This window comes from Psychrobacter sp. TB55-MNA-CIBAN-0194 (assembly GCF_040309505.1).
GTDB lineage: Bacteria > Pseudomonadota > Gammaproteobacteria > Pseudomonadales > Moraxellaceae > Psychrobacter > Psychrobacter fozii.
This window is the reverse complement of the sequence record NZ_JBEOOW010000009.1, coordinates 79,925-92,823: the sequence shown is the minus strand read 5'-3', so window position 1 is coordinate 92,823 and position 12,899 is coordinate 79,925. Positions and strand designations below refer to the sequence as shown.

Here is a 12,899-nt window from a genome sequence, read left to right as displayed (position 1 = left end):
AACAAAAGCATCTAAAGACAAAAGCTTTTAAAATTAGGATCTTAGCTTGCCTAGGGCGAAAAGACCGTTACTGCTTTGCTATGCTAACAAAAGTCTTGCTGATAAGCGTAATTTTATTCTTCTGAAAATCATACTGCTGGATAGCGATTTATGACTGAATTGACAGCCCGCTCTATATGTAATCGTGCAACCGTTTTGGCTTCTTTACCCTTGAGCATTTTACTGGCATTAGCCATCAGTGGCTGCTCTTCGGAATCTGTTGATGATAACAAGAACTCGGTAGATACAGACGTAGTAGATCCAAGTGCATTATCGAGCATACAAACCGCGACCAATAATACGAGTAGTAACCAGCCTAGAGCAGATCAAACCTCTGCTTCAGAGGAAATTACAGCGTTGCCCTTCACTAAAAAGGTATCACAAAACGGTCAACAAAGGCCGTTATCAGCGTTTCCAGTAGAGACAAATGATAAACAGCTTCAAGAGCTGCTATCGCGTGATTATATGAAGCGGGCAGGATTCTATCAGCTTCCTGATAAAGAGGATATGCAAGTCTTCGTCATATTTCATGCTTACGAAAGTGAGTTTCTTGAGCTTGAAGATACCTCTGGCTTAACGATTGACCAACTGGAAGACCAATACAGCTATCTTGTAACTATTAAAAAAGCACATACTCCAAATGCCAATGATACGGTTAATATATTTGAGTTGGCTGAAAATGACTTTGTAATAACAGAAGGCTATCAACAGATCATCAACACCTATTATAGGTTTAACCGCCAACCCATTCATTATCAGTTGACTGATGATGGCTCAGTGCGAGCAGACCGAAGTGTCACCAATGTCACTACACTACCTTTTAGTAGTTATAATGTTGATGACGCTGTTCAACTCGATACCAATCTGGTCACTGATGAGTTTTTAATGGACGATCAAGTACTTGCTAAACAAGTTACTAATAAGCTGAAGCCTGTGCTGGGTGGCTCTTCTGACCAAGGGTTTTTTACACTGCCCAGCATTGGTGATATTAAAGTGTTTTTGGCATACGGGTTATTCGAGGATAGCGGCGCAGACTATATTACTGACGATAATCCTGAAGGCATGTTTGTAGACCCTGAGTATTACCTCATTACTGTTAAAAACGACAATATCGCCATTACCTATTTAGGTAGCAAATTCACTATTGAAGAGAATTACCAAGAAATATCAGCAGTTGACAAGTATTTTCAAATCACGGTCACAGGAAATATTATTCCTGTTGATAGACGTCTTAAATCAAAACCAGCAAAGGCTAAGATTACGCAAGCAAACTATAAGCAGTTTTTCCCCAGTCCTTTATTTGCCAGCTTTCATTTCGATGTCAATAATGATGGCAAGCGTGACTTACTAGTGGCTAAAAATAAGTCTACAGACAATGATTATCAAGGCGATGAGTTGTATGTGTATTTAGCAAAAGGTAAATATTATGAGTTAGATTTGTCTGCTATCACCTTTGCAGATGCCCCTCATACCCTATTTTCTGCCATCACTCCCAGAGACAATAATAAGGGCTTCATTGTAAGTACATACTGGGAAAATAGTGAAAAAGACTATATCAAAGAGTACCTGTTTGAACAGGTTGGTGCTGAATGGTGGGTGACTCATGGCGTTTTAAAAAGCACAGTAGATACTGGTCAGGCATATTACTGTCAAAGTAGAACGCAATATAATGCCACGACGGATTTTGCTCGATTTGATTTAGATAAAGAAGTCGACGATGACTATAAATTGCAAAATTGTCCCATACCGCCTACTAGCTATAAAGTAATCAGTGATAAAGCAGAAATCTTAAATGATAATTTTATGCCCAATAAACCATCAAGCTATTTTATAAAAGGCGATATCATCCGACAACCCGACATTTTTTACGGACAAAATCAAGATTGGGTTAAAGTAAGCTATAAAGATAGCTTACAGTCAGGGTGGGTGCGTAAGCGTGATTTGATAGGTATGGAATAGAATATCTAATGGTTTAGATATTAAGACTGCTGATAAAAAGTATTACGGCGTTAACCTCGCTTGAAGTATTTAATATACGTCTACACTCGGTTGCCTTGTACTACTTTTAAATTGAATCGACTATATCGTGCAGCAATAATTTTATGATTCGATGACAGCTAAATAAAAAACCGCTGACCCTATCAGGTGAGCGGTTTTTTAGACTGAAAACTGAGTGGCTTATTCAGTTTTACTCAGCATATAGAGGTGCAAGAATACCTTTATAAGCAAAACGCTCGTTCACAGGCATCTTAAATACTTGCCCGTTAAAGGCGGCAGTTTTACCCCATTCAATTTTATTGGTTTTTAGGTTCAGTAAGTATAAATGGTGAAACTGACCTTGCTGCGGTGCAGAGAAGCCAGTTCCTGCGGTCGCCACAGCCGTCGTCACACCAACTGCCATCGAATAACCAAATGATGGTTTAGAGCCAGTCACCATGGATACAAATACTTTGTCAGTTCCTTCCATTTTTTGAATAGCGGTTAAGGTGGTTTGATCTAATGCCAATTCAATGCTAGCCCCTTTTGCTGCTTCAATTTCTTGACGCTTGGCTTTATTTAAAGTGCTAAACAGTGTGAGGTAGGCTTGATTGGTCGCTGTATCAAAGCTATTGCCTGCGCTCAATAGAGGATATGCTGTGTTGGGCTGCTCTTTAGTGCTTGCAGTTGCTGCAATATCCATTTTGGTTAGGGCTTCTTTGGTCAGCGTGCCGCAAACGAAAGGCGCTGTCGTACGAGTAACCGTGAGCCCTTTTTCATTCAATGCCTCTTTAATCGTGTGCATCATGGCCACAGACGCCGCATCAGACTGCTGATATAAAATATCGTTTTTGCCCATCTCAACTCGAATCAAACAGCCATCACTTAAAACAGTCACAGGCTGATTGGCCAATGATTTTTGAGTTTGATCATAGGCCAAACGTGACTCTGGGCTAGTGGTAGTGGCACAACCACTAATGGCCAGCATAGTCGCTGCTGCCAAAGATACGGTTAACGCTTTAGCCATAAAAAGATTGGTCATAAATATCCCTATAAATACCGCAATACTTAAAAAAAGTCGATTAATAAAAAAGAAGATTATGCCTGAGTTTTTATATTTCACCTACTAAAAAATATGACAAAAAACAGTGTTTTGTGTACCGGGCAGTCGTTCTATATATAGAAAAAACGACATAAAGATGCAAAATTACGCTTGTGCGTTTTTGAGCAATATCGCATGCTTACTCACCTGTATAGGTAGCTATTTTATAAAACAGTAGCTGCTTGCCTTTATCGCCGTATCGTCTAAAAACATGACTTCTATGACTCAATCAAAAAAAACGTTTTATCACCGTCCCAAGACCAATCAATCGAAGAGCCCTACCATACGTTGGCTGTTTTTGACGTTAGGCTGGCTGTTTTTTGTGTTGGGAATAGTGGGGGCGTTACTACCAGTGATGCCCACCGCGCCATTTATATTGCTGGCAGCAGGGTGCTGGGCACGTAGCTCCCGACGTTTTCATTTTTGGCTGATCAATCATAAGTTCTTTGGAAAGTTTGTCCGTGATTGGGAAAATAATCATGCAGTGCCTTTCTATGCCAAGTGGTTAGCCACGATAATGATGGCAATATCGACATCTATGTTATTTTATCATTTGCCTGCCGATATGATGTGGATGGCATGGGCGGTAGCGGCGGTCTGTAGTGGGGTAGCGGTGTATTTGTTCCGATTACCAAATGCCTAAAAAACAGTGAAAATAGGTCAAAAAACAGCGAAAAAAGGCCTCCAGTTACACGAAATCTCAGATAAGACTTGCGAAATCAGGATGTTCCCCTTATAATACGCCCAAGCTTAAGAGCAGTTCTGCACCAAATCATTACCTCGTAGTATTAGTTATAATCCTTCGTTTTAATATTTATCGTTCAGTAGCTATTTGCAAGCGTTACCGGTCACTAGGCCATTAATAAATTAAAAAGTAGGATTATCAATATGTCAGATACTCAAAAAGGTACAGTTAAGTGGTTCAACGAAGCTAAAGGCTTTGGTTTTATCGCTCCAGAAACTGGCGCAGACGTTTTTGCTCATTACAGCGAAATCACTGGTTCAGGCTTCAAAACTTTAGCTGAAGGCCAAGAAGTTGAGTTCACTGTAACTCAAGGTCAAAAAGGCCCACAAGCACATAACATCGTTGCTATCTAATTTGTCTTTATAGACAGATAGATGAATAGATGTAAAAAAAGCGAACCTTCGGGTTCGTTTTTTTACGTCTGTCATTTGTCATTTGATATGAGCCGTTAAATATCAAATGGCTTTGACATCAAAGTATAGAATCAAAAATGCCTACATACTATTTCGATAGTTGTAGGCATTTTTGTTTTTATGGAGTGTAATGAATGACGGGGTGCTAAAGCTTAGAGCTTAGGGCTAGCGCTAAAGAAGTGAATCTATCAGATAGAGCCAATACCAATATTAATCAGGCCACCGCCAATAATTAACCAAGCAAACATAATAGCTCCCAGGATGAGTGGCTTAACGCCAGCTTGCTTAATCGCGCTCAGATGAGTCGTCAATCCTAGTGCAAACATCGCCATCGTGAGCAATACATCATCAAGCTTGACCATACTTCGCTCAAATCTGTCAGACATCGGCACCCATGTGTGCAATACAACGATAAGAATAAAAATAAAGGCAAACCATGGCACATTGACTTGTTTGATGCGGTCTACAAACGACAATGTCTCTCCATGACTGTCATTGTCACCCTTGGTCAAAGCAAAGGATAAAATCAGTAGAAAAGGGGCGAGCATCATCACGCGTATCATTTTGGTCACGACGGCTGTATTACCAACTTCAGGATTGATCGCGTTACCTGCGACCACGACTTGCGCCACTTCGTGTATGGTCGAGCCAGTGTAAATGCCGTATTGTTGAGCATTTAGCCAAGGCTGCAACCAGCCAAGATGATATAAAAATGGATATAGCAGCATCGCAATAGTGCCGAAGACGACGACGGTTGCCACAGCGATAGTGACTTTATGGGCTTCCGCTTTGACCACTGGCTCTGCGGCAATGACTGCGGCTGCTCCGCAAATACTCGCGCCTGAACCAATCAATAGAGTCGTTTTTTTATCGACTTTTAGCCATCTCGTACCTAGCCAATAGGTCAATAAAAAGGTCGATGTCAGTACCAGTGCATCCGTCATAATTGCTGGCATACCCACGCTAGCCACTTGCGTCATCGTCAGCTTAAACCCATAAAACATAATGGCTAAGCGCAATATTTGACCTTTGGCAAAGCATACACCAGCATTTAGCTGCTCGGCGACATTAGGGTATACCGTATTGCCCAACAGCATACCGAACAAAATCGCCAATGTTAAAGAGGACAATCCGACGATGCGCCCGTTCGACCAAGTGTCTAGACCAGTATTGAGCCATAAACAAAATAAGCTACCGACCAGCACCACGAACAATCCTGCTAAGTGCCGATTGCTTGGGAAATAGTTGGTCACTGTTTTGGTTAAGGCATTCATGACAGATTGTCCTATTGTCATTAATCGAAATAAGCATAAGCTTATGAATGGACAGTATAAGACAAGCTGATTTATAATAAAAACAGATTAATAAGATACAAACTATCGATTTTTTAGGTTAATGCTGATGGTTCAAGATTGATAGTAAAAATATTGAGATTGAAACAAGATGGGTATAGCGAATAAAACAGGATAAAAACTGACATAAGGCGTCATGAACTAATGAAAAAAGCGATGCAGACGCTACCTAAGATTACGCTAAAGCAATTGGCGGTATTTGTGAGTATTTATCAGACGGGTAGCACCAGCCGTGCCGGCGAAGAGCTGCATTTATCACAGTCAGCCGTTAGTAGCGCGCTGACTGAGCTTGAATCCAGATTGCAAATGCCGTTGTTTGAGCGCGTCGGACGTCGGCTCAATCAGCATCCCAATGCCCATACTATTTATGTGCAAGCGCAAGCGATATTGGGACAGTCACTGACGCTTGAGCATTATCATAAGCACCAAGCAGGGCAAATTCATATTGGCGCGAGTACCACCATAGGCAACTATGTATTGCCACCGCTGCTGGCTAAGTTATACAAAGCATTGCCAGATGCGAGTGTGAACACTTATATTGCCAATACTCAAGAAGTGGTCGCTGAGGTTGAGCAACTCAACATTGATATTGCCCTAGTAGAAGGGATGCCGCGCCCGACAGATATGAAGGCCATTGAACAGCGAGCGTGGCGAACGGACACGTTAATGATCTTTGCCAAGCGTGACAGCCAGTGGCTGATAGATATCGCGGCCTATAATGATGCGGATAACTGTTACGAGCTTAGTATCGAACAACTGGCACGATTGCCACTATTGGTGCGAGAGGCAGGCTCAGGTACGCGGCAAATCATCGATGAGCAGTTGCTAAAGCATGTACCCGATGCGGAGGTGATTATGGCGATTCAACAATCAGAAGCCATCAAAAATATGGTCAGTGCCGATATTGGACTGGGCTGTCTGTCACAGCATGTGATTGAGACCGAGCTGGCAACAGGTAAACTAGTACAAGTGACTGTGGCAGGAATCGATCTATCGCGGACATGGTGGCTAGTCTGGCACAAAGCTCGCCATCAAAGCCCCATTTGGCAGACTTTCATTGATATTTTGACATCAGAATAAGGGTCAAAGCGTTAAAAACAGACAATAAAAAGCGTTCCATAACATGTGCTATGAAACGCTTTATTAAAGGCTATTTTAATACAAGCTATCTAACTTAATTCTCGTCACTTGAGCTCTGTCATATAAGCTATTTTGATACAGGCTTATCCAGTCTAACCACCAAGCTATCACAAGGCACGTTCGGTAGGATGTTGTCTGCCGTTGCACCGCTTAACCAAGCGACAATGCCATGGCGTTCGTGACGACCAATGACCAATAAATCCACATCGTGTTTATGGCAGTAGTTGACGATACCTTCGCTGTTTGAGATAGCAGTGGTTACCTCAGAATTGACGGCATTTAATTGGTTGCGTTCCAAAAATTCTGCCAATTTAGCGCGGGCTTCTTGGCAACGTTCATCATCAATCTCATCGTATAAGCTTGAGGCGGGCACCAGCTCATAGCCAAAACCAACCATCGTATCTTTGACAATATGTAATACCGATAACTTAGAGCCAGGACGATTATCAACGATACGTTTGGCCTTTTGGGCGACCACGTCAGCATCAGATAATAAGTCGGTAACCAGTAATATATGTTGATAACTCATGAGATTTTCCTCGTAGCAGATAGTCTTAACTATAGCACTACCCATGGCTGCTGTTAAGTAAGCATTGGCTATCTTTTTCTGAATAATCGATTACTGTGTTACAGGCTGATCAAGCTTCACCACTAGGCTGTCGCAAGGCACGTTTGGTAGTATGTTGTCTGCAGTCGCCCCGATTAACCAAGCAGCAATACCACGTCGCTCATGGCGTCCGATAATGAGTAAATCGACGGCTTTTTCTTGGCAGTAATTGACGATGCCTTTGCTATTGGATATGGCGGCAGTTACCTCAGCGTCGACTGCACTCAGCTCATTGCGCTCCAAGAACTGTGCTAGATTTGCCCGAGCTTCTTGCCAGTGTTCGCCATCGACATCCCCTGACAGACTAGAGGCAGGCACTAACTCAAACCCAAAGCGTACCATATCATCCTCAACGATATGCAAGACTGTCAGCTTGGCTTCAGGAGAGCCTGCAAGGATGCGTTTGGCTTTTAGGGCAACCTTATCAGCATCGGATAATAAGTCTGTCACCAATAAAACATGTTGGTAGCTCATTAGATGTTCCTATTAATAGTTAACTTCATAGTAACAGTGGCGACTGGCTTTGTTAAGGGCTAAATCCATTATTTAATTGTGGTAATGATTGATTTCTGTTCTATCATTTTGACCACAAAGGTTTTAACCATAAAAGTCTGAGGCAAAAAGATTTGAGGCAAACAGGCTTTAATAGAAAAGAGAGTGAAGCCAACCGAGTACCGATTTATTTGGAATACTTCAAGCAAGGTTAATGCTGTCACTAGTCTATAGAAAATTGACTGTATTATTGCCAGATGGATGGCTTGACTTATGACAGTGTAAACCCCATCTACTTCCGTTAGGCAAATTCTTTTTAATTTATACAGGCGTATCGCTGTCATTTGAGATGATGTATTGATACCTGCCATTAAATTTGAATATTACTCATAGGTTAATCACAATAATACTCACAATATTTTATATGAATACCATATAAAAACGACCCTACGATAAGTATGACATTCACTAGTTATTTATTGTTTACCCTGATTTTATTTGATCGCTACTGGCTAGATTTGGTCATAAATAGCATATTATTCTAAATAAAATAGGGCAATCCATAAGGAAAATTATGACCGACACGTTATTTACCGCTGATCTAACTTTGCATCCTGCATTTGAGCTGCTAGAGCATCGCCATATTGATGCGCTCTCGATGGACGTATTGATAAGCCAACACGTCAAAACAGGCGCAATGCATTATCACTTGGCGCATCCTAGTGACGAAAATGCTTTTTTGGTTGGCTTTCGCACACAGCCGATGGATTCAAGAGGGGAAGCCCATGTGTTAGAGCATGTGGCGCTATGTGGTTCTGAAAAGTTCCCTGTCCGTGATCCATTTTTCTCAATGATTAAACGTTCGCTCAATACCTTTATGAATGCGATGACCGCCGCTGATTGGACGGCTTATCCGTATGCAACGCAAAACAAAAACGACTATTTCAACTTGCTTGCTGTCTATCTTGATGCCTCGTTTTTCCCTAATATTCATCCGCTCGACTTTGCTCAAGAAGGCATTCGTGTTGAGTTAGATGAAAATGACAAGCCACAGTTTAAAGGTATCGTCTTTAACGAGATGAAGGGTGCAATGAGTGGTGAGATTGACCAGTTGTATCATACGGTCGCTCATCATTTGTTCCCAACGACGACGTATCACTATAATTCAGGCGGCGATCCTGCGGATATTCCTGATTTGACGCATACTGAACTGGTTGAGTTTCATCAGAGCCATTATCACCCATCAAACAGTGTGATTATGAGCTTTGGTAATATTCCAGTCGCTAAAACGCAAGCCAAAATTCATGACGATGCCTTGACTCAGTTTGAAGCGGGCAAAAAGCATGTATCGCGCCCAGAGCAGCGTTTGTCTACGCCCGTTAGTGCTGTTGATACTTATACAGCTGACGAAGCAGGCCCTGATCAAACCCATCATGTCGTGGCGTGGTTATTACCATCGATTACTGATCCCAAGCAGCGTTTGGCATTACGTCTATTAGAAGGCGTATTGGTTGAGCATGCTGGCTCGCCGCTGCGTGCCTATCTTGACAGCCATCCACTGGGTAAAGCGCCAAGTCCGCTATTGGGACTTGATGATAGTCATTACGAGATGGTCTTTTATACGGGTCTACGCGGTTCAAACCCTGAACATGCCGAAGCGGTAGAACAGGGTATTCTTGATTTGCTCACAGAAGTTGCCAGCTCGCCAGTCGATGACGAAACCATCGAAACTATTTTGCACCAGATCGAGATTGATCAGCGTCATATCGGCGGCGATAGCATTCCTTATGGTCTGAACTTAATGCTAGAAGGGTTTAGTACCGCCATTCATGATGGTAATCCTATCGATGTCTGGGAAGTTGACGAACATTTGCAGTGGCTGCGCGAGCAAGTAAAAGATGCGCAATGGCTACCGAATTTAATCAAAACCCATCTGTTAGACAATCAGCATCGTGTCCGCGTTACCCTGACACCTGATAGTGAAAAGACCGCCCGTCTTGCTGCTGCTGAGCAGACGCGTCTAGATACTATCGAGATGGATTTGACCGCTGATGATAAAGCTATTTTAAAGCAACAAGCATTAGATTTGGCAGAGCGTCAAGCAGCGCCTGATGATTTAAGCTTATTGCCAAAAGTTGGTTTAGAAGACGTACCAACGGATATTAGCTTTAAACAAGGCACGAAAAAGCAGGTGAGTTTAAGCGGGCAAGACAGTACTTTATTTGAATATGAAGCGGGTACTAACGGTATCTATTACTATCAAGTGATCATCCCGTTGACCGATGCGATTGGTAATGCAAACGCAGATGAACTGCCAGTCAATGACGTGATTAATCATCCATTGCTGCCTATCTATTTAAGCCTATTGTCAGAGCTAGGTACGGACACGCTCAGTGCTCATGAAATGCAAGCCAAGCAGGCGGCGCATTCTTCTGGTGTGACCGCTCGTATTAGTCAACGTACCAATATCGATGATAGCCAAGCGATTAGCAGTTATTTCGTTGTGGCAACGCGTGCGCTTAACCGTAAGCCTGAAGCAATTGATTTGCTCAAAGAAGTCATGGAGCACAGTATCTTTTCTGAGCATGACCGTATCAAAGAAATCTTGCAGCAGCGTCAGGCAGGTTGGCAGTCAAACCTTGCAGGTTCTGGGCATTCTTATGCCATGCAAACTGCTAGTCGTGGTATGAGTCGTCAAGCACAGCTAGAGTATGTGCGCAGCGGTCTGCCAGCATTGAATGCGCTAAAGGACTTCTTAACGCATGCCAGTACGGATGACGCCCAGTGGGATAAATTGGCCACCAGCTTGATGGATTTACATCAACGCTTGATCAGCTTGCCTAAGCATGCCGTTATCATCTGTGAAGCCGAGCAAAGCGAACGCTTAAGCGGCTTGATTGTTGATAGCTGGAAAGACAGCCAAGCACCAAAGATTGCCAAGCAGCTGCGCAGTTCTGAGAATAGCATTGAAGACAGTATCCCGAGCGAGTTTGCAGATTTGCAACTTGATACAGCACTAAACGGTGAGAAAGACACGGTTAAAGCGTTAGAGAGTGGCGACGATGTTAAAAACGACGTGCTCGAGGTTGAGGATTTGGCTTGGCTAGTACCAACCAACGTCTATCATAATGCCAGTGCTTATACCGTGCCTGCTGCTGACCATCCTGACACGGCAGCATTGATGGTATTGGCGCCTTATTTACGCAACGGCTATCTACACAGTGCCATTCGTGAGCGCGGTGGTGCTTATGGTGGTGGTGCTGGTTATGATGCCAATGCATGTGCGTTTAAGTTCTTTAGCTACCGTGATCCGCAGTGCGCTGAGACCTTTGCACACTTTGATGCCAGTATCGAGTGGTTATTGAATGGACCTCAGACCGACGAGCAGTTGGAAGAAGCTATATTAGGTATTATCTCAGGTATGGATAAGCCAGGCTCTCCAGCTGGCGAAGCTGTCAAAGCGTGCTTTGCTGACTTGCATCATCGCGGTGTCGATTGGCAGCGTAAAATGCGCGCGTCAATATTGTCAGTGACGGTTGCTGATTTACAGCGCGTTGCCAAGCAATATCTGCAAGGGCAGGATCATGTACGTGCAGTATTAGCGCCTTATGATAAAGAAGAGGCCGTTAAAAATCTTGGCTTTAACGTTTGCAAAATAAAGAGCTAATATCGCTTTTTATATAAGAAATCTTTAAATAAAAGCCAAATTTTATAGTGAGCATTAAATAAGCAGACAATACTAAAATATTGTCTGCTTTTATTTTGTCTGCAAATAATTTAGGATGGGGCTAATTTTATATTAGCAGTTAATTAATAGGAATCGACTTGGCAAATAAACCCATCATAGAAGTGACTGAGTACACTACATCTTATAAAAGCTTGTTAGGGTATGCTGTTTTTTATGCACTGAGCTATGTGCTGTTGACGTATGTCTTAAATCAACTCAACTTTATAGTGGGCGGTATGCTTTTAACCGTTGCTGTCATTGCTGTGCTAAATATGGCAGTGACGTTTTTATTTCGTAAGCGTCAACATCGAGGGTTGGATAAGGCTGCATGTGGTCGTATTGCCGTTCTCTCTGTGCTGATGATTACAGCTGTATCAGTGGTTATGTTTGTACTAAATATTAATGTACTTATAACAAGTATGGACATCAATATCACATGGGCAGACATTCATAATAGTGGTATGCATAAAGTGATGGCAGTGGTGGGAATTGTTTCCTTAATTATTCATTATGCCGTCATCTTTTATAGTTTGTGGTACATGCAAAGGTTTTGGAAGACATGATAAGTTTTGCAAGGCGATTAAAGTGTTAGGCAATAAGAAGCCGCTATTTCTATTCGAGATAGCGGCTTCTTTAACAGATAGGTTGGTCGTTGAGCCGATGTTTAAAAACGTTTGATACTTTGATCTTTGCCGATATGATCTTGATGTATAGGAAAGTCAGCATGAACATCGAACTGCTTGCGGTCTTCAAAATAGCTTTTTAAAGTGCGACGTATCGCTTCAAAGGCCAGTTTATCCCATGGAATATCTTCTTCGGCAAACAAAGCAGAGTCAAGGCTTTCGGATCCAATCCCATAAGCACCGTCTTTGAGGTCAGCCAAATAAATAGAGTATATTTGCCCGATATCTGGAATGTCATATAAGCAATATAAGTGTGGATTGATAACGACTGCTTCGGCCTCTTCATAGCTTTCACGTGCAGCACCCTCTGCCATGGTTTCCCCATTTTCCATAAAACCTGCCGGTAAAGTCCATAAGCCGTATTGAGGCTCAATGGCACGGCGACATAGCAACACTCGGTTTTTATGTACGACAAGTGAACCACAAATAACCTTTGGGTTTTCGTAATGAATATAGTTGCAGTTTGGGCATACCAAGCGCGGTATATTATCTGTAGGTGGTATCTTTCGTTCTGCTTTATGACCGCATTGGAGACAATAGCTCATATCAACTGCCTTGTATAATGATAGTAGGAATAAAAAATAGATAAGAAAAAGACGTCATTATTTTAAGAATTATCATT

The 12,899-nt window shown here is 42.4% G+C and carries 11 protein-coding genes; 6 read left to right on the top strand and 5 right to left on the bottom strand.

Features of this window, described 5'->3' with window-relative positions; genetic code table 11:
* The first annotated feature begins 150 nt into the window (after positions 1 to 150).
* A complete protein-coding gene (locus AAEY75_RS11410) occupies positions 151 to 1,998 on the top strand; it encodes a hypothetical protein (protein WP_352259632.1) in 1,848 nt (615 codons plus the stop codon).
* A 229-nt stretch (positions 1,999 to 2,227) separates the two neighbouring features.
* On the opposite strand, the gene AAEY75_RS11405 is transcribed toward AAEY75_RS11410, so the two are convergent.
* Positions 2,228 to 3,058: a hypothetical protein gene (locus AAEY75_RS11405; protein ID WP_352259631.1), complete on the bottom strand. Its 831-nt coding sequence runs from the start codon at positions 3,056 to 3,058 to the stop codon at positions 2,228 to 2,230.
* A 280-nt stretch (positions 3,059 to 3,338) separates the two neighbouring features.
* Here AAEY75_RS11405 and AAEY75_RS11400 point away from each other — a divergent pair, with 280 nt between their 5' ends.
* Entirely contained in the window at positions 3,339 to 3,761 is a 423-nt protein-coding gene (locus tag AAEY75_RS11400) for a YbaN family protein (RefSeq protein WP_352259630.1), read from the top strand.
* A 245-nt stretch (positions 3,762 to 4,006) separates the two neighbouring features.
* Positions 4,007 to 4,216, top strand: coding sequence for a cold-shock protein (locus AAEY75_RS11395; protein WP_010201661.1), 210 nt, complete (start codon positions 4,007 to 4,009; stop codon positions 4,214 to 4,216).
* A gap of 248 nt (positions 4,217 to 4,464) precedes the next feature.
* Here AAEY75_RS11395 and AAEY75_RS11390 read toward each other — a convergent pair whose 3' ends face one another.
* On the bottom strand, positions 4,465 to 5,550 hold the full coding sequence (locus AAEY75_RS11390) for a YeiH family protein (protein ID WP_352259629.1): 1,086 nt from the start codon (positions 5,548 to 5,550) through the stop codon (positions 4,465 to 4,467).
* Between the two features lie 222 nt (positions 5,551 to 5,772).
* Between AAEY75_RS11390 and AAEY75_RS11385 the strand changes: the two genes are divergently transcribed.
* The gene (locus tag AAEY75_RS11385; protein WP_352259628.1) at positions 5,773 to 6,708 is read left to right on the top strand and encodes a LysR substrate-binding domain-containing protein; all 936 of its coding nucleotides are present in this window, start codon (positions 5,773 to 5,775) and stop codon (positions 6,706 to 6,708) included.
* Between the two features lie 127 nt (positions 6,709 to 6,835).
* Here the strand turns inward: AAEY75_RS11385 and AAEY75_RS11380 are convergent, their stop codons facing one another.
* Both AAEY75_RS11380 and AAEY75_RS11375 read right to left on the bottom strand, forming a co-directional pair.
* Complete coding sequence (locus tag AAEY75_RS11380) at positions 6,836 to 7,297, bottom strand: universal stress protein (RefSeq protein ID WP_352259627.1); 462 nt, start codon at positions 7,295 to 7,297, stop codon at positions 6,836 to 6,838.
* 90 nt (positions 7,298 to 7,387) lie between these two features.
* Entirely contained in the window at positions 7,388 to 7,849 is a 462-nt protein-coding gene (locus AAEY75_RS11375) for a universal stress protein (RefSeq protein WP_352259626.1), read from the bottom strand.
* Positions 7,850 to 8,441: 592 nt separating this feature from the next.
* Here AAEY75_RS11375 and AAEY75_RS11370 point away from each other — a divergent pair.
* Entirely contained in the window at positions 8,442 to 11,534 is a 3,093-nt protein-coding gene (locus AAEY75_RS11370) for an insulinase family protein (RefSeq protein ID WP_352259625.1), read from the top strand.
* 158 nt (positions 11,535 to 11,692) lie between these two features.
* The gene (locus AAEY75_RS11365) at positions 11,693 to 12,157 is read left to right on the top strand and encodes a hypothetical protein (RefSeq protein WP_352259624.1); all 465 of its coding nucleotides are present in this window, start codon (positions 11,693 to 11,695) and stop codon (positions 12,155 to 12,157) included.
* 101 nt (positions 12,158 to 12,258) lie between these two features.
* On the opposite strand, the gene AAEY75_RS11360 is transcribed toward AAEY75_RS11365, so the two are convergent.
* Positions 12,259 to 12,822: an NUDIX hydrolase gene (locus AAEY75_RS11360; RefSeq protein WP_352259623.1), complete on the bottom strand. Its 564-nt coding sequence runs from the start codon at positions 12,820 to 12,822 to the stop codon at positions 12,259 to 12,261.
* Between the last annotated feature and the right edge of the window lie 77 nt (positions 12,823 to 12,899).

Bases quoted from the DNA above. Each gene is read 5' to 3' on its own strand.
- AAEY75_RS11410 (WP_352259632.1), top strand. From the start codon at position 151: ATGACTGAATTGACAGCCCGCTCTATATGTAATCGTGCAACCGTTTTG.
- AAEY75_RS11405 (WP_352259631.1), bottom strand. From the start codon at position 3,058: ATGACCAATCTTTTTATGGCTAAAGCGTTAACCGTATCTTTGGCAGCA.
- AAEY75_RS11400 (WP_352259630.1), top strand. From the start codon at position 3,339: ATGACTCAATCAAAAAAAACGTTTTATCACCGTCCCAAGACCAATCAA.
- AAEY75_RS11395 (WP_010201661.1), top strand. From the start codon at position 4,007: ATGTCAGATACTCAAAAAGGTACAGTTAAGTGGTTCAACGAAGCTAAA.
- AAEY75_RS11390 (WP_352259629.1), bottom strand. From the start codon at position 5,550: ATGAATGCCTTAACCAAAACAGTGACCAACTATTTCCCAAGCAATCGG.
- AAEY75_RS11385 (WP_352259628.1), top strand. From the start codon at position 5,773: ATGAAAAAAGCGATGCAGACGCTACCTAAGATTACGCTAAAGCAATTG.
- AAEY75_RS11380 (WP_352259627.1), bottom strand. From the start codon at position 7,297: ATGAGTTATCAACATATATTACTGGTTACCGACTTATTATCTGATGCT.
- AAEY75_RS11375 (WP_352259626.1), bottom strand. From the start codon at position 7,849: ATGAGCTACCAACATGTTTTATTGGTGACAGACTTATTATCCGATGCT.
- AAEY75_RS11370 (WP_352259625.1), top strand. From the start codon at position 8,442: ATGACCGACACGTTATTTACCGCTGATCTAACTTTGCATCCTGCATTT.
- AAEY75_RS11360 (WP_352259623.1), bottom strand. From the start codon at position 12,822: ATGAGCTATTGTCTCCAATGCGGTCATAAAGCAGAACGAAAGATACCA.